Genomic DNA, 16,228 nt, shown 5'->3' on the forward strand with positions numbered 1-16,228 from the left:
TTTATTTGATTATTTTTAGTTTTCTACCAATGCGGGTGAATGCTTCAACAGCGTGTAAAATATCCTCCTCACTATGTGCTGCAGACATCTGAGTACGAATACGTGCCTGGCCTTGTGGTACAACAGGGTAGAAAAAGCCCGTGACATAAATACCTTCATCGAGTAGCTCTTTCGCAAAAATTTGGGCGAGTTTGGCATCACCTAACATAACAGGGATGATGGCGTGGTCAGCACCAGCGAGGGTAAAACCCGCTGTGGTCATTTTTTCTCTAAATAACACGGCATTACGCCATAATTTTTCACGTAATGAATGTCCTTCTTTCATCATATCAATCACTTTGATTGATGCGGCAACAATCGCAGGGGCGAGAGAATTCGAAAACAAATAAGGACGAGAACGCTGACGCAGCCATTCAACTACCTCTTTTTTCGCTGCCGTATAACCACCAGATGCGCCGCCAAGGGCTTTACCTAATGTCCCCGTGATAATATCGATACGCCCCATCACATCGCAGTACTCATGGCTACCACGACCATTTTCCCCAACAAAACCAACAGCATGTGAGTCATCCACCATCACCAACGCTTGGTATTCATCCGCAAGGTCACAAATGGATTTTAAATCAGCGATAACGCCATCCATTGAGAACACGCCATCTGTCGCGATTAAAATATGACGAGCCCCTGCTGTTTTGGCTTCCTCTAAACGTGCTTTTAATTCCACCATATTGTTATTGCTGTAGCGGTAGCGTTTTGCCTTGCTTAACCTAACCCCATCAATAATGGATGCATGATTTAATGCATCTGAAATAATGGCATCTTCCGCGCCTAACAAGGTTTCAAACAGCCCACCATTTGCATCAAAACAGGATGAATAGAGAATGGCATCTTCCATGCCCAGAAAATCCGCCAGTTTGCGCTCTAAAATTTTGTGGTTATCTTGCGTTCCACAAATAAAGCGTACCGATGCCATACCAAAACCATGGCTATCCATTCCTTGTTTAGCAGCTTCGATGAGTGCAGGATGGTTAGCAAGACCAAGGTAATTATTTGCACAGAAGTTAATAACCCGCTGGCCACCTACAATTTCAATGTCAGCATCTTGTGAAGTCGTAATAATGCGTTCATTTTTAAATAACCCATCGGCTTCAATTTGTAGCAATTGTTCTTGAATCTGCTGATAAAATCTTTCTGGCATGATTTATTCCTGTATAGAGACTATTAATAGAGTTTAATAATAGTCTCTATGTGTGGCGATATTCACAGCATAAATAAGTCAAGTTTGTAGCCAAGATCACGATATTTACCTTGTTCTCATTTAAGTGTCAGCTCAATTCTCTTCTATCAATGCTACCGTCTGCGCCAAGAGATGTTATTATAGTCACCAATTACGATTCTATTTTCTTAACCCATTTGAGGTATACCCAATGATCATAGTCACTGGTGGAGCTGGTTTTATTGGCAGCAATATTATTAAAGCCCTAAACGCAATCGGCCGTACAGATATCTTAGTCGTTGATAATCTGAAAGACGGCACTAAATTCGCTAACCTTGTTGACCTTGATATTGCGGATTATGCAGATAAAGAAGATTTTATTGGCAGCATCATTGCGGGTGATGATTTCGGTGATGTCGATGCGGTATTCCATGAAGGCGCTTGCTCGTCAACCACGGAGTGGGATGGCAAATATATGATGGACAATAACTATCAGTATTCGAAAGAGTTACTACACTATTGTTTAGATCGCGAAATCCCATTCTTGTATGCTTCTTCCGCTGCAACCTATGGTGGCCGTAGCGATAACTTTATTGAAGAGCGTCAATTTGAAAAACCATTAAATGTCTATGGCTATTCAAAATTCCAATTTGACCAATATGTGCGTGAAATCCTGCCAGAAGCTAACTCACAAGTCTGTGGTTTCCGCTATTTCAACGTCTATGGGCCAAATGAAGACCATAAAGGCAGCATGGCAAGCGTTGCTTATCATTTAAATAAACAAATTAATGAAGGGCAAAACCCAAAACTGTTCGAAGGTAGCGATACTTTCCGTCGTGACTTTATTTATGTAGGTGATGTGGCTGCGGTCAATTTATGGTTCTGGGAAAATAATGTTTCCGGTATTTTTAACTGTGGTACAGGACGTGCGGAATCTTTCCAAGCTGTTGCTGATGCTGTTACTGAATTCCACAAAGATAAAAATGTGGCCATCGAATACATTGAATTCCCTGAAAAATTAAAAGGTCGCTACCAAAGCTTCACACAAGCTGACCTCACTAAGCTACGTGCCGCCGGCTATACTGCCCCCTTTAAAACGGTTGCAGAAGGTGTCACCGAATATATGCATTTGCTCAATAAAGACGCGTAACGCTTATTTCTGAAAAATCATTTATGAAAATATTGGTGATCGGCCCTTCATGGGTAGGGGATATGATGATGTCACAAAGCCTTTATCGCACGATCAAGGCTTTACATCCCCATGCACAGATTGACGTGATGGCGCCACAATGGTGCCGTCCTTTACTCGCCAAAATGCCTGAAGTTAGCGAAGCCATTCCTATGCCTCTCGGGCATGGCGCACTGGAAATTGGTGAACGTCGTCGATTAGGTAAAAGTTTGCAGGTAAATGGCTATGATCAAGCGATTGTGTTACCAAACTCATTAAAATCTGCACTTGTGCCCTTCTTTGCAAAGATCCCCAAAAGAACGGGGTGGCGTGGCGAAATGCGCTATGGCCTACTCAATGATATTCGCCCATTAAATAAAGAAGCGTTTCCTTTAATGGTGCAACGATACGTTGCGCTTGCTTATGATAAGCAAGCTATTCAATCAGCTTCCGATATTCCGACCCCCATTTTACCGCCTAAACTAGTTACGGTGCCGCAAGAAGTCACTGAAACCCTGCAAACCTTTGGGGTTGATGGTTCTCGCCCTATTATTGGTTTTTGCCCAGGGGCAGAGTTCGGCCCCGCCAAGCGCTGGCCTCACTACCACTACGCTTCTCTTGCTCAAACACTGATTAGCCAAAAAGGCTATCAGGTGCTACTATTTGGTTCGCAAAAAGACCATGAAGCCGGTGAAGCTATTCGTTTAGAGCTGACCGATGATGCTAAATTGCATTGCCACAATTTTTCAGGGAAAACATCGTTAGAACAAGCCGTTAATCTAATCGATGCCTGCCATGCAGTTGTCAGTAATGATTCGGGTTTGATGCATGTCGCAGCAGCACTCGGTAAACCGCTTGTCGCTTTATATGGCCCAAGTAGCCCTGATTTCACCCCGCCATTATCAGATAAAGCAGAAGTGATCCGCTTAATTACCGGGTATCACAAAGTGCGTAAAGGGGATGGTGAAAGTGGTTATCACCAAAGTTTGATTGATATCCAACCCCAATTAGTTATCGATGCATTAGCTCGGTTAAATATAGGTATTGAATGATGAGAGTATTATTAGTCAAAACATCTTCAATGGGGGATGTTTTACACTCATTACCTGCACTGACCGATGCACAACAAGCTATACCCGATATTCAATTCGATTGGGTCGTTGAGGAAGGCTTCGCGCAAATCCCAACATGGCACAGTGCCGTTAACCAAGTGATCCCTGTGGCCATTCGCCGCTGGCGAAAAAATTGGTTTTCTGCCCCGATCAGAGCCGAACGTGCAGAGTTTCGCAAGAAATTACAAGCAACACATTATGACGCGATTATTGATGCGCAAGGGTTATTAAAGAGCGCTTTTCTTGTCACCCGCTTAGCTCATGGCGATAAACATGGTTATGATCGCCATAGTATTCGCGAGCCATTAGCCAGCTTCTTTTATGACCATTGTTATGCTGTCAGTAAGCAACAACATGCCGTTGAACGTATTCGCCAGTTATTTGCCAAAAGCCTTGGTTATACCTGCCCAACACAGCAAGGCGATTACGCAATTGCTCGCCACTTTTTACAGTCAAAAGAAGAGCATCAAAGCCCTTATGTCATTTTCCTGCACTCAACTACCCGTGATGATAAACACTGGCCTGAAGAAAATTGGCGAGAGCTCATTGGACTGATGGCTGAAAGTGGCATCAAAATCAAACTACCGTGGGGAGCACCTCATGAGCAGCAACGTGCAGAACGATTAGCAAAAGGCTTTGACTTTGTTGAGGTCTTACCTAAACTTACCTTAGCGGAAGTCGCACAACAAATTGCTAATGCTAAAGCCGTCGTTTCTGTCGATACTGGACTTAGCCATTTAACCGCGGCACTTGATAAACCTAATTTTACCCTGTTTGGCCCCACTGACCCCGGTTTGATTGGGGGATATGGGCAAGGGCAGCATACGATTAAATCTCCGAGTAACCATATCGAGGATATAAGTGCTACATACACTTATGAACAGTTGAAACATTTTCTATAGAAAGGTATCTTAGCTACTCAAACTTTTTAATCTTTTACCACATCATTTACGTAGGCAACATTTTTCGTCTACCCAATACCAGACATTAATTATAATGAATAATTCAATTACAATCATAACGGCATTTTTTGACATCGGTAGAGGAAATTGGAATAGAAAAAATGGTCGCCCAAATTCACTAGAATGTACAAATGAAACTTACTTTAAATATTTTAATAGGTTAGCAAAACTTGATAACGATATGATTATCTTTACAACTTCAGATTTACAAGAAGAAATTCTCTCCATGAGAAAAGGTAAAGTAACTCATATAATCACAATTAATCTTGATAAAAAATTTAAGTTTATTCTAAAAAAAATTGCACAAATTCAAAATAGCGATGAATTTAAAAAACTAATTAAGCCTAAATTACTACGTGCACCTGAATACTGGTCGCCACAGTATGTTTTGATTAATAACCTAAAACCTTTTTTTGTCAAAAAAGCGATTGATCTAGACCTTGTTGATAGTGAATTCGCGGCATGGGTAGACTTTGGATATATACGAAACAATGGAAGTATTTATGGTATAACTGAGTGGCATCATTCTTTTAATCCTAATAAGATCCATTTGTTTTCTATACAAAATACACTAGCTCTAACAGATAAAAATGCAATATTAGAAACTATTCTAAATAATAATCCACATATAATTGGTGGTGTATTAGTGGCCAGTAAAGAAAAATGGCCAGAGTTTTATAAAACTGTATTTGAAACTCAAAAAGAATTTTTATCTTCAGGCATTGTTGATGATGACCAAGGTATATTCTTAACCTGCGCTAGTAAATACCCAGACATTTTCCAATTAAATTACTTAGGGTATATGAAATGGCGTGATGTATTTAGATTATTCAACCATGGTTCAAAATACAACCGTTTTATACGTTTGGCTATATCGTTAAAATTAATTCGGTAAATATGTCTAATATGTAAGAATAGGCCTTTAAAAAGGCTCTATTCTCAACTAGAAATTACTTCTCTGGCGCAATAAACCCAAAGCACATAGTTTCAGGTTCTGCATCTGGTTCAGAACGATAAATCACATCCTCTTTTTCTATCGTAAACTGTGGCCAGAACTTACGAACCTTAGCGAAGTTTTCATGGGCGCAATCATCATATTTCTTGCCCAGCAATAACGCCCCATGTTGGCGAATTTCAGCTTCTGTAATATCACGGTTGTACACATTTGGCGGCATATGTTTTTCCATTGACCATGGCTGGATCACATGTGGCCTGTCCTTACCATAAATAATAAACCATTGATATTGATTATCTTCTCCGCCAACATATTTTACTGGCGTACCATAACGCTGATACCAACGTTGCTCACCGTCTGCTATCAAGGTTTTTACACCAATAAATTTTTGCCCTGCTCCACGGATATTCGCAGCCTGAACCGTGATATAACCAACCACCACTAAAACACCAAAAATGGCAAAACCAACCAATGACTTCTTAAACGGTTTTCTTGGCATCACGGTTATTGAGCCAACAAATAAAGGCGCACTAATAGCCATAAATGGCTGCAACCATTCAGTTATTCGACCACCATCGTGGAAAGAGAACCAGCCATAGATCACCACCAGTGGAAAAAGAAGAATAAAGTTAGCCAAACGATTAGGTAATGCTTTCGGCCATCCTAACTTTCCACCACTGCAATAAACAATAATCGCAGCAATGACTAACGGATAAAACACGCTAAGTGCTGCTTGTGTGGTATGAAGATTAAACCCAGGGTCGATTTGTGAGTCCACCCATTTGAAAGCCGAAAAGTCCGTTGCCATCAACCAAAAGAAATTTGGTAATACCAAAGCAAACCACAAAGCGATCGCAAGGTAAAAAACAGGTTGACGATAGCTTTGGCGAACCTGTTTCACAAATAGGGTTAATAAGAAAACAGACCCAACTAATGCTAACGTTGAATATTTCCCCATCGTTGCAAGAGCTGAAAATAAAGCAAACGGCAACCACCATGCAGGATTATCATCAACAGCACGTAAAAAGAAATAAATAACCCAAGGCCATAATGTCACTAAAATATAGTTATCATTATAAGGAATGATATCGAAATTAATAACACCTGATAAATTCAACATTAGCATTGCAAACCAAGCGAGGTCGCGGCGCCCAGTTAAACGGAAGGCTAGTTTCCACACACCAAGTAAACCGAATGCGATACCCGCAAAGTGGCTAAAGTACCAATAAAAACTATAGGAGATATCAAGATAAATTGCCGGCCACATCATAACGCCAACAAACCATGGGTTTTTAGGTGATCCCCACTCCCCGTTCATCCCCCAATTTACCGCTTCTACTGTGTCATAAGGTACGGTTGGGTCGAAATAAAAACTCGCTAAGATCCAAGTTATGGCATAGCTTATGACCCATACATAAACATATTTATTTGAAATTGATTGATTAATGGCTGGCATATAGTCTTAGAAAGATAAGCAAAAGTTCCAACATTCCATTTGGATACTACTCTAATAGTAATAAACCAAATCGAATGACTCTATAATAAACGAGGCAGTGTACTATAGTTTAAATGCAATACTAGGATGTGCCAGAAAATATTCACAATCTATTGTTGTAATGTTCAAGTTAATATTCAAAAAAAGACATTACTTGGCATTATTGCTCTCGCGGAGGCAAATAGGGTTGCAATAGTTTTAATAATCTTTGAAGGGCACCTTGGTTCTCATGAAGAACTTCGGCGGCATGACGTCCATAATATAACCGGTAATCTTCATCAGAAAGCAAACTCGTCACGGCTTGAGCCATCGATTCACTATCTGTCACCGTAATTAAGCCATCTGCTTGAGTCAGTTTTCCGCAAATATCTTTAAAATTAAATGTGTGAGGCCCCATTAATACGGGTAGCGCATGGGCTGCCGCTTCGAGCGGGTTATGCCCCCCAGTCTCTACCAAGCTTCCCCCAACAAAGGCAATATCCGCAATTCCATATAGCAACATCAATTCGCCCATGGTATCGCCAATCACCACTTGGACATCTGCAGTAGGGATCGTATTGGCACTACGACGAATAAACGTTAAACCAGCTTTTTGAGTTAGTTCTTCCGCTTTTGCAAAGCGTTCAGGGTGACGCGGTACTAAAATTAATAATAGATCAGGAAATCGTTTTAATAACTGTTGATGTGTTTCTAAAACAATGGCTTCCTCACCCTCATGAGTGCTGGTCGCTATCCAAACTGGGCGATGTGCTGCCCATTGGCGGCGTAAAGTTATTGCCCTGACAGCTAATTCAGGCGTTACAGAGATATCAAACTTCAGGCTCCCTGTTACACTCAATTGCATCCGCCGCAACCCTAATTGAACGAAACGTTCACCATCTTCCTGATGTTGTGCTGCGACCATAGTGACATTACGCAGCATACGTTTCACAAAGCTACCGAGCTTTTGATACCCAGCAGCAGAGCGCTCAGAAAGTCTCGCATTCGCAATAACCAATGGAATTTTACGTTTATACAATTGGTTAATCATGTTTGGCCATAATTCAGTTTCCATAATGATCACAAGTTTTGGGTCGACTTGTTTCAGGAAACGGCGCATTGAACCAGGGAGGTCATAAGGTAAATAGACGTGGTCGACATCATCACCAAACGCAGAAAGAACACGCTCTGAGCCAGTTGGCGTCATTGTTGTTACTGTAATTGGCAAAGACGGATAGTGATGGCGAAGTGCACGGACTAATGGAACCGCTGCGAGGGTTTCCCCGACAGAAACTGAATGTAATAAAATGCCTTGAGGTTTTACTTTTCCTGCACAAAAGCCGTAACGTTCGCCCCAACGTTTACGATACGCAGGCGCTTTACGGCTGCGCAGCAATAGGCGAACCCATATAAATGGCTGGATAAGATAAAGAAGTACCTGATATAAACGCAGCAATAACATTCGATCTGATTCACTTACCAAAATTGGCGCTATCTTACCATAAAGCTCAGATAAAAGTGTGCAGAATATGCACCTAAAAATAGCAGTAAAATCTTATCTACAGTTGCAACCATGCTAGATAGCCGATAATGTTAACGCTTATTCATGCTATTTTTTCGAATAGAAAATACAAACAACGAGATACTATCGCCATGAAACATAAGGCTATTTACCCTGGTACGTTTGACCCTGTGACATCAGGACATGTTGATATTGTTACCCGAGCAGCAGCAATGTTTGACCATGTCTTGTTGGCTATTGCAAATAGCCAACGAAAAAACCCGATGTTTTCCCTTGATGAGCGCGTTGCCCTTGCTAAAGAAGTAACTTCTCACCTTGATAATGTTGAAGTTGTTGGGTTTTCTGAATTGATGGCTAATTTTGCACAAAAAAATGGCGCTAATATTCTTATTCGTGGCGTTCGTTCTGTGGCTGATTTCGAATATGAGTGGCAATTAGCGAATATGAACCGCCATTTTGTTCCTGACTTGGAAACCGTATTTTTATTACCATCGCAAAGTTTGTCCTTTGTTTCTTCTTCTTTAATCAAAGATGTTGCCCTTCACGATGGTGATATTTCGTCTTTCCTACCCCCAGTGGTTGCTGAGGCAATGTTAAAGAAACTCAATAAAAAATAGTAAAAGCGCACTATTTTTGACACTGCGGACAAAAGAAAGTACTGCGTTGCCCCTGTTTAATGCTTTCTATTGGCGTACCACACATTGAGCAGGGTTCCCCCTTTTTCCCATAGACAAACAATTCTTGGGCAAAGTAACCCGGCTTACCATCCGACTGTAAAAAATCTTTTAGTGTCGTGCCGCCTTGCTCAATGGAGCGTTGTAACACCTTTTTGATCTGTTGCACGAGTTCAGTAATTTCAGCCAGTGTTAATGTATTAGTGATTTTTTCAGGTGATATTTTCGTCGCAAATAATGCTTCATTGGCATAAATATTACCCACACCAACAACCACTTTGTTATCCATTAACCACGGTTTAACGGCCACTTTTTTCTTTTGCGCTAATTCATAAAGATATTGGGGATTAAAGGCATCTGATAATGGCTCAGGTCCTAAGTGTGCAAGTACCGAACTGTTTTCTAAATCATCACACCAGAGCCATGCGCCAAAACGACGAGGGTCCGTATAGCGCAGCACTTTGCCATCTCGCATAACTAAATCTACATGGTCATGTTTTTCTTCAGGTAATTCTTCGGTCAAAATACGCACACTACCAGACATTCCCAAGTGAACAATAATCCAGCCTTTTTGTAGCTCAATCAGCAAATACTTAGCGCGACGTTGAACACTCAAAACCGCTTCATCTGATAAACTTTTAATTTGTTCACTAACTGGCCAACGTAAACGACCGTTACGTACAATGGCGTAAGAGATTGTATTACCGACTAAATGTGGCTCTATCCCACGGCGACTGGTTTCAACTTCTGGTAATTCTGGCATATATAAACTCGCATTTCTCGCTTAGGGATACCATTTCGCAATTACCCTCATGAGCTCATCTTTGACAATTTCCCAAGTGAAATTATCATAAGCATGTTTTTTAGCATGGTAAGCTATTTCTCGACTATTTGGGTGATTTAACGCGCTAGTAATATCCTCCGCCATACTCAAAGGCGAAAGTGGCTCCCTGAAAATAAACCCCGTTTCATTATGGGAAATAAACTCTACCATTGCTCCTCGCTGGCTTGCTATCACAGGACGAGCAGAAGCCATTGCTTCAAGTGCAACCATACAAAATGATTCTGGCTCAATAGAAGGAACCACAATAATATCCCCGAGAGCATAATAGTGTCGAATTTTTTCAGGATGAACCTCACCTAAACAAATACACTGCTCACCCAAAATTTTTGCAAAATTTTTTACTTCGTTTTGATATTGCGCCAACTCACCTTTTGATGCGGTATTTAGATCTCCCACAATGACAAGTTTATAGCTAGGATCTCCTTTAAAGAAAATTTGGCATGCTTGCATTAATTCAAGTAGTCCTTTGCCTTTGGCTGCTCTCCCGACAAATAAAACTATTTTATCTTCTACTGTTAGCCCAAAATCCTCACGCTTGACCTCAGGTGATTGAGCATAAATTTCACCATCGAACCCGTTACGCACCACTTCAATAAACGCATTTGGTAAACGTTCCCTGTACCAATTTTTCATAAAGTGGCTTGGTACAATGATTTTTATGTCTTCAGGAACATCTTTAGGCTCGTACAAATTATGCATGTGTAACACAACGTTATTATGCCCTTCTTTCTTAATTATTTTTTTGAAGGATTTAATATGATTGTGAACAAAAATAACGCTTTCACTCGGATTTGGCGAAAATTGGTGTTTAATTTTGACAATTCTATCTGCATAAGAATATGGGTCTAATCTTGTCCATTTCTTAAATAGCCTTGTATACACTTTCCCAAACTTAATGCGCTCAATTTCACAATGCTCATTAACAACAGAGTGAGCACTATATCCATCATTTTGTATACAAACGATTCGGTTTTCAATGTCTAATCGTTTAGCGACATTGTACATCCACGATTCAATTGCTGCCGCACTTTTAGGCGGTATAGAAAATATAGGAGAAACTGTTAAGACAATTTTATTAATCATCATATTATTTTCTTTTTTTTGTATATTTTTCAAACAAGTAATAAATACCTGACAAAATACCTGATAAATACGCACCTCGCTTTAATAGGTGCTTATATTCTTTTTTCCTTTCAACAAATTTAGTGGCATGTTTTAAATCATCCTTTGTCCAAGGTGATTGTGCTAATGCTTTATAAAAAGGCTGAGAAGAAGGATAGTTCGCCCATGTGTGCCAAGGCTTACTCACCCCCGTGTAATGAATTAAAACTGTTTCAGGTGTAATAATGGTTTGATATTTTTGATGAGTTCGGTCATACAGTTCATTTTTTAGTGTATAAACCGTATTAAATTTCTGATTAAGTAATAGCAGGTCATTCCTTAAAATAAGGTTTAACACATCTTGATCTGGGTACTTAAACCGTTGTTTCGCATTTTCTGCAGATAACAATTCGAAACATTGCTGAGTAACTCGTTTTTCGTGCCATTTTTTTAAGTTCACAAACATAACACCCGAGTTAAAATAGGTCTCAGCTAACTTTGGAGTGTGAAGCCGTGTCTCACTTTTTGTTCTTACTCCGATGTCATCAGCAATAACACCACAAACTTTGTCTTCAATTAAATTGGCTGCCAAATCTAATTGACCATCACAGATAACATCTGCATCTAAATATAAGGCAACATCATAATCTTTCGAAAGATAATCTAAAGCAACTAACCGAAAATACATCGCTGAGGACCAAACATCAGAAGCCGGCAATGTTTTTAATAATTGATTATCCAATTCATAAACATGAAATTCAGCTGGAAACTGATGAGAAATAACCTTCAATTTCTCTAAAAAGCTAGGGCTGACTTTATCTAAAAAATAATGAAATCTGAAGAGCGTATTTGGGTTATTAATAAGTAAAGAGACCGCTGAAACACCAGCACCAAACTGATAGTTTTCATCCGAACCATAAATAACATCAAGACATGGTAATGAGGAATTACTCGTATTAGCCCCCTCATTTAGTAGGTATTTATTTGTTATCAGGTTATTCATGGCACACTCTTTTCTGCTTAGTTGAACTATGTCCCATCATGGCGATTAAAAAACCTAAAAGAATACCTAAAGGCTTAAGGTCCACTTGTTCAAACATCCCACGAACGAGATAAAAACTAATAAGGCTTAACAGCAATGCAATGAAAGCAAAGTAAATTTCCGGTTCATCAGACCTATTTTTTATCCCTTGCATTGAGGAATAGCACATTGACAAAAATACCGCACTAAATATCGCTAACCCTGCAATACCCGCACCAAACCAAATATAAAGCCAAATATTATGGGGCCCAATAGATCGCTTAAATGTCCATTCCGGATGATTTTTTACAACACTATTGTACTTTTCATGATAGATTTTATCGCCAAAACCATAACCGATAACTGGATTTTCCAGTATAAGCTCAAAAGCGGTTCCTTGGGTTCCATTAGTATAACGGTGAGTGCTATCTGTCTGCTCTAGCTTATAAAACAGTTTTTTACTTGTATCGGGATAAATTAGTTTAATTGAAATAAGTGAAATTACCGAAAGGCATAATACAACCCCAATTAGCTTCCAAGGACGTTTAAAACACAAAAATAATAACCCCGCGACTGCGACTGCAACCCATGCCCCTCGAGCTAACGTTCCAAGTAAAACAAACAGAAATACAATACTTAAAATATAGAAATAAATAAGTTTAGATTTAGGCAATAAATACCAAAGAATAGGAAGTATTGGAAAGAAGAAAACTAACGCATCCGAAACATGCCTAAAATCATAAGTAGTAAACGGTAAAATACCCTGCTGATAGGCTATATAGTAGCGGCATAACTCAACAAGTAAAACTAAGGCTAACGATACAGTAAAACTCGTTAATAATAGTTTTGAAATCTCTTTTAGGCTTTCTCTATATAAAATAATTGGCAATAAAAGTGATAAACTTAGTATTCCATAATTCAATAAATTATTGTTAATAGTTTTAATAGATACACTTAATATGTTTGAATAAGATACTGATATATAAAGAAAAATAGAAAAACAACAACTAAATATAAAAGTTTATTATTTAATCTTTTTAGCACTTTTTTTGTATCTAAAGACAGATAAACCAAAGATGTGGCTATCATCAAATAGAACAGAATATGCTTATATCTGGTTACATTTTCCACAAAAAAAAGAACAACAAAGATTAGCACCAAAGCTTTGTTATACTTTGAGAGAATACTTTCATTTCTATCTAAAAAAGACATAACTTGCCCAATTATTATTTACTTAATTTAACCAAAAAATACTGAAGATTATTTTTTATACCAGAGAGAATTTTTCCCTGATTAAACATATGTTTAGCACAATAGCGCAAATGATTACTGCTGTTAGCCTTCAGTAACGGAATGTCTTTCCAAGGTGATGCATTTTTTGCATTAATAAAGGGCTGAGCTGTTGGGTAATTAGCCCACTCATGCCAAGGCTTAGTTGGGCCAATATAATGAATCAATACAGTTTCAGACGTTATTGGGTTCTCTTTTTTACCTTTTTGCAGCTCATAATTAATGCTGTATTGAGTGTTGTACTTGCTATCAAGGTAAATAACTTTTCCTGTTAATAGCATATTTAAAATGTCTTGGTCTAAATAGGATAATTTTGCTTTCACAGTATCTTGGGAAAGTAAATCCATTGCTTTCGTTGAGATATCAAATTTTGACCAATTCACTAAATTTAAAACTAAAAACCCTGCATTAAAATACCCCGAAGCAATACCCGGGACGCCTAAAGCATCTGCTCTTTTTTGCCACCAATTGCGATCCCTTTCAGGCACAACAGCAGCGATTTCATTATCTTTAAATTGAATATTTAACAATGGTTGCAGCGTCCCTTGGCACATAATATCTGCATCCATATAGATCATTCTATCTAGCTGATTTGAAAAGTAATCCGCAATAATAAACCTAAAATAAGTTGCATATGACCAATTTTTGGTACTTGGAAGCGATTTAAGCTGTTCACAATCAACTAAATAAACTTTAATACTCGTCTTATATTGCTCGGCAAGCCGTTTAAATAATTGACTTTGCTGGTCATCAAAGTAATCAGTAAATACATGAAATGAAAAAGAGATATCAGGATTTGTTTTTAATAAAGAAGCCATCGAGATCCCACAACCATATAAAAAATTACGGTCAATACCATAGGAAATATGTAAGCTGTCATTATTAACAATCGCATCAGATGACGATAAATCAATTTGCTCTGTAACCGCATTTTCTTTATTGAAGAACATTTATATTTCTCTTCTCTCTTGACTCACAATGACTTTCTAATTGTACGCTCTTTAATTTGTGCTGCTTTACTTTCCGCTTTAAAGATCAGTGGTGCTTCCTGTTGTAAGATATCTCGTAGCGATAAGCCAAAATAGATCTTCATAAAACGAAAAATATCACGCTGAGTGAGTCCAATATTTAATGATGAATAATATAAACCAATTAAGTCTTTATTTCGCCAGCGAGTTGGAACAGAATTTCTGAGTTGTGCGCGGTGTAAGTCAATCACCGATATTTTTAACTCTTCTTCATTTCCCGTAAATGGCAAATGCAGTAAAAAATGGCAAATATAACAATCACGATGGTTAATACCCGCCGCGTGCATTTTACGCACCATCCGCGCGACTCGACGAATAATCATTTGCTTAGTGCTAAACATTGGCGAGTTATCTAGCCAATTTGCACAATAATCTTCCAAACTCACCGTCGGGGTTAAATCTTCAGTAATAATAAAGGAGTGACGACGAAGAGGGTTAATCCCTTTTTGCCCGAAAGCTCGGCCATTCATCGTATCAACTCCCACTTGAGTAAGTCGATGAATAGCATTCCACTCTCTATCCGCCCCTAATACAGGCAACCGGAAAGATAATAAGTTTTTAAGGACTTCTTTCAGTGTAGTCCCATAATGAATTTTTATAAAATAGCTGCGCCCTTCAAGTTCAAAACGTAGCGTTTTACGCGTCTCTAACGCACGAAAAACTTCACCTTGTAGCTTATCCGCCTCGATAAATGGATCTTTATTCTTCCACAATTCACTAAAAGGGGGTTTTAACTCAATCATTCGCTTCCCCTAAAATAATATCTGCGGCTTTTTCTGGTAAACTATATAAATCTTCTGTATCGGCAAAATATCGCGCATTACTTGCCCATTGTGCTAATTGAACCGGATTTTTTAAACTATCTTCTAGAGCCAAGTTCAGAACCGTTTGCTCAAAGGGCTCATTTACCACAATACCGCATTTGGCTTGGCTAATAAATGAAGCATATCCACACACTTCTGTGACAATAATCGGTAAACCCGCGGTAATTGCCTCTAATAACACAATACCAGCAGCTTCTTGATAAGCCGGGTGCATTAATATATCGGCTGCAGCCATTAATTCTGCAATATCATTACGTCCACTAAAGAAAGAGACTTGTGAGCCGATTCCTAGCGTTTTCGCTAACTGTTGGTATTTCACCGATTTATCTTGGCCAACTACCATCAATAACGTGTTTTTCTTAATGTCTTCGGGCAATGCCGCAATGGCTTTTATGGTCCGGTCAACACCTTTGCGTTTGAAGTCGGAACCCACCTGTAAGACTAAAAATGCAGACTCAGGTATTTGATTTTTTTCACGATAAATTCTTTTGGCGTCGGCAATTTGTTTATCATATTTTCTATCTTGGGCAATACCGGGAGGTAACATATGAAAACGCTCATTTTCAGTTCCATAATGCTTTTTAAAATGACTAATTTGATGTGGCGTTAACATTAATAGCTGTGTCGGTTTCCCCACTGCAAAAACAGCTTTTTCAAATGCAGCATAGTGTTTATAGCGAGGCGTCAGCTTATACAAAAACCCTTTTTCTTCAGCGACTTTTTGTGCATAACAGACATCAGCGGCATAATAAACATCCAGCCCTGGCATTTTATTGAAACCAATTATCCGCTCTGCAGGATGCTGTTTTAAATGAGCCAACACCCAGTCACAATATTGTGCATTTCGCCCATGATTCGTTTTTGATGTCACCGGCACGATAATAATTTCAAAGCCGCTAGGCTTATCACCATCCCATGATTGGGTATAGACACGTACGTGATGCCCACGTGACTGGCATTCGGTTGCAATACGTAGGAAATCCCGCTGTAACCCACCAAACGGAAAGTATTTATATAAGCAAAATGCCAGATTCATG

Annotated in this window: 15 protein-coding genes; 5 read left to right on the plus strand and 10 right to left on the minus strand. The window is 39.1% G+C overall.

Annotation, left to right across the window (positions count from 1 at the left end):
- Window position 1 precedes the first annotated feature (1 nt).
- Complete coding sequence (locus P3L44_RS20205) at window positions 2–1,198, minus strand: glycine C-acetyltransferase (protein ID WP_140172954.1); 1,197 nt, start codon at window positions 1,196–1,198, stop codon at window positions 2–4.
- Between the two features lie 229 nt (window positions 1,199–1,427).
- Here P3L44_RS20205 and rfaD point away from each other — a divergent pair, with 229 nt between their 5' ends.
- The 4 genes from rfaD to P3L44_RS20225 all read left to right on the plus strand — a co-directional run bounded on the left by rfaD (window position 1,428) and on the right by P3L44_RS20225 (window position 5,353).
- Entirely contained in the window at window positions 1,428–2,366 is a 939-nt protein-coding gene (rfaD, locus tag P3L44_RS20210; protein ID WP_140172953.1) for an ADP-glyceromanno-heptose 6-epimerase, read from the plus strand.
- 23 nt (window positions 2,367–2,389) lie between these two features.
- Window positions 2,390–3,436 carry an ADP-heptose--LPS heptosyltransferase RfaF gene (gene rfaF, locus P3L44_RS20215; RefSeq protein ID WP_181489016.1) on the plus strand — a complete coding sequence of 349 codons (1,047 nt, stop codon included), beginning with the start codon at window positions 2,390–2,392 and terminating at the stop codon, window positions 3,434–3,436.
- Entirely contained in the window at window positions 3,436–4,398 is a 963-nt protein-coding gene (rfaC, locus tag P3L44_RS20220; protein WP_239354548.1) for a lipopolysaccharide heptosyltransferase RfaC, read from the plus strand. The genes rfaF and rfaC overlap by 1 nt, the downstream gene beginning before the upstream one ends.
- A gap of 94 nt (window positions 4,399–4,492) precedes the next feature.
- Complete coding sequence (locus tag P3L44_RS20225) at window positions 4,493–5,353, plus strand: WlaTC/HtrL family glycosyltransferase (protein ID WP_140172951.1); 861 nt, start codon at window positions 4,493–4,495, stop codon at window positions 5,351–5,353.
- A 55-nt stretch (window positions 5,354–5,408) separates the two neighbouring features.
- Here P3L44_RS20225 and P3L44_RS20230 read toward each other — a convergent pair whose 3' ends face one another.
- Both P3L44_RS20230 and waaA read right to left on the minus strand, forming a co-directional pair.
- On the minus strand, window positions 5,409–6,869 hold the full coding sequence (locus P3L44_RS20230; protein WP_239354533.1) for a glycosyltransferase family 39 protein: 1,461 nt from the start codon (window positions 6,867–6,869) through the stop codon (window positions 5,409–5,411).
- A gap of 199 nt (window positions 6,870–7,068) precedes the next feature.
- Window positions 7,069–8,349 (minus strand): lipid IV(A) 3-deoxy-D-manno-octulosonic acid transferase, encoded by a 1,281-nt coding sequence (gene waaA, locus P3L44_RS20235; protein WP_004265144.1) that lies wholly within the window; start codon window positions 8,347–8,349, stop codon window positions 7,069–7,071.
- Between the two features lie 191 nt (window positions 8,350–8,540).
- Here waaA and coaD point away from each other — a divergent pair, with 191 nt between their 5' ends.
- A complete protein-coding gene (gene coaD, locus P3L44_RS20240; RefSeq protein ID WP_036959128.1) occupies window positions 8,541–9,026 on the plus strand; it encodes a pantetheine-phosphate adenylyltransferase in 486 nt (161 codons plus the stop codon).
- A 10-nt stretch (window positions 9,027–9,036) separates the two neighbouring features.
- Here the strand turns inward: coaD and mutM are convergent, their stop codons facing one another.
- The 7 genes from mutM to P3L44_RS20275 all read right to left on the minus strand — a co-directional run bounded on the left by mutM (window position 9,037) and on the right by P3L44_RS20275 (window position 16,227).
- The gene (gene mutM / locus P3L44_RS20245; RefSeq protein ID WP_140172985.1) at window positions 9,037–9,846 is read right to left on the minus strand and encodes a bifunctional DNA-formamidopyrimidine glycosylase/DNA-(apurinic or apyrimidinic site) lyase; all 810 of its coding nucleotides are present in this window, start codon (window positions 9,844–9,846) and stop codon (window positions 9,037–9,039) included.
- Between the two features lie 21 nt (window positions 9,847–9,867).
- Window positions 9,868–11,013: a glycosyltransferase gene (locus tag P3L44_RS20250; protein ID WP_239354535.1), complete on the minus strand. Its 1,146-nt coding sequence runs from the start codon at window positions 11,011–11,013 to the stop codon at window positions 9,868–9,870.
- Window position 11,014: 1 nt separating this feature from the next.
- The gene (locus tag P3L44_RS20255) at window positions 11,015–12,031 is read right to left on the minus strand and encodes a glycosyltransferase family 8 protein (RefSeq protein ID WP_239354537.1); all 1,017 of its coding nucleotides are present in this window, start codon (window positions 12,029–12,031) and stop codon (window positions 11,015–11,017) included.
- Window positions 12,024–13,043, minus strand: coding sequence for an O-antigen ligase RfaL (rfaL, locus tag P3L44_RS20260; protein ID WP_410480067.1), 1,020 nt, complete (start codon window positions 13,041–13,043; stop codon window positions 12,024–12,026). The genes P3L44_RS20255 and rfaL overlap by 8 nt, the downstream gene beginning before the upstream one ends.
- A 232-nt stretch (window positions 13,044–13,275) precedes the next feature.
- On the minus strand, window positions 13,276–14,289 hold the full coding sequence (waaO, locus tag P3L44_RS20265) for a lipopolysaccharide 3-alpha-galactosyltransferase (RefSeq protein ID WP_239354541.1): 1,014 nt from the start codon (window positions 14,287–14,289) through the stop codon (window positions 13,276–13,278).
- A 23-nt stretch (window positions 14,290–14,312) separates the two neighbouring features.
- The gene (gene rfaP / locus P3L44_RS20270) at window positions 14,313–15,110 is read right to left on the minus strand and encodes a lipopolysaccharide core heptose(I) kinase RfaP (protein WP_239354543.1); all 798 of its coding nucleotides are present in this window, start codon (window positions 15,108–15,110) and stop codon (window positions 14,313–14,315) included.
- Window positions 15,103–16,227, minus strand: a complete 1,125-nt coding sequence (locus tag P3L44_RS20275; protein WP_215954294.1) for a glycosyltransferase family 4 protein — start codon at window positions 16,225–16,227, stop codon at window positions 15,103–15,105. The genes rfaP and P3L44_RS20275 overlap by 8 nt, the downstream gene beginning before the upstream one ends.
- Window position 16,228 lies beyond the last annotated feature (1 nt).

Origin of the sequence: Providencia sp. PROV175, assembly GCF_032707045.1 — a bacterium.
GTDB classification, from domain to species: Bacteria; Pseudomonadota; Gammaproteobacteria; order Enterobacterales; family Enterobacteriaceae; genus Providencia; species Providencia hangzhouensis.

Coding starts and splice junctions, on each gene's coding strand:
- P3L44_RS20275 (WP_215954294.1), bottom strand. CDS start 16,227: ATGAATCTGGCATTTTGCTTATATAAATACTTTCCGTTTGGTGGGTTA.
- rfaD (WP_140172953.1), top strand. CDS start 1,428: ATGATCATAGTCACTGGTGGAGCTGGTTTTATTGGCAGCAATATTATT.
- P3L44_RS20255 (WP_239354537.1), bottom strand. CDS start 12,031: ATGAATAACCTGATAACAAATAAATACCTACTAAATGAGGGGGCTAAT.
- P3L44_RS20205 (WP_140172954.1), bottom strand. CDS start 1,198: ATGCCAGAAAGATTTTATCAGCAGATTCAAGAACAATTGCTACAAATT.
- coaD (WP_036959128.1), top strand. CDS start 8,541: ATGAAACATAAGGCTATTTACCCTGGTACGTTTGACCCTGTGACATCA.
- waaA (WP_004265144.1), bottom strand. CDS start 8,349: ATGTTATTGCTGCGTTTATATCAGGTACTTCTTTATCTTATCCAGCCA.
- rfaF (WP_181489016.1), top strand. CDS start 2,390: ATGAAAATATTGGTGATCGGCCCTTCATGGGTAGGGGATATGATGATG.
- P3L44_RS20250 (WP_239354535.1), bottom strand. CDS start 11,013: ATGATGATTAATAAAATTGTCTTAACAGTTTCTCCTATATTTTCTATA.
- waaO (WP_239354541.1), bottom strand. CDS start 14,289: ATGTTCTTCAATAAAGAAAATGCGGTTACAGAGCAAATTGATTTATCG.
- P3L44_RS20230 (WP_239354533.1), bottom strand. CDS start 6,869: ATGCCAGCCATTAATCAATCAATTTCAAATAAATATGTTTATGTATGG.
- P3L44_RS20225 (WP_140172951.1), top strand. CDS start 4,493: ATGAATAATTCAATTACAATCATAACGGCATTTTTTGACATCGGTAGA.
- rfaC (WP_239354548.1), top strand. CDS start 3,436: ATGAGAGTATTATTAGTCAAAACATCTTCAATGGGGGATGTTTTACAC.
- mutM (WP_140172985.1), bottom strand. CDS start 9,846: ATGCCAGAATTACCAGAAGTTGAAACCAGTCGCCGTGGGATAGAGCCA.
- rfaP (WP_239354543.1), bottom strand. CDS start 15,110: ATGATTGAGTTAAAACCCCCTTTTAGTGAATTGTGGAAGAATAAAGAT.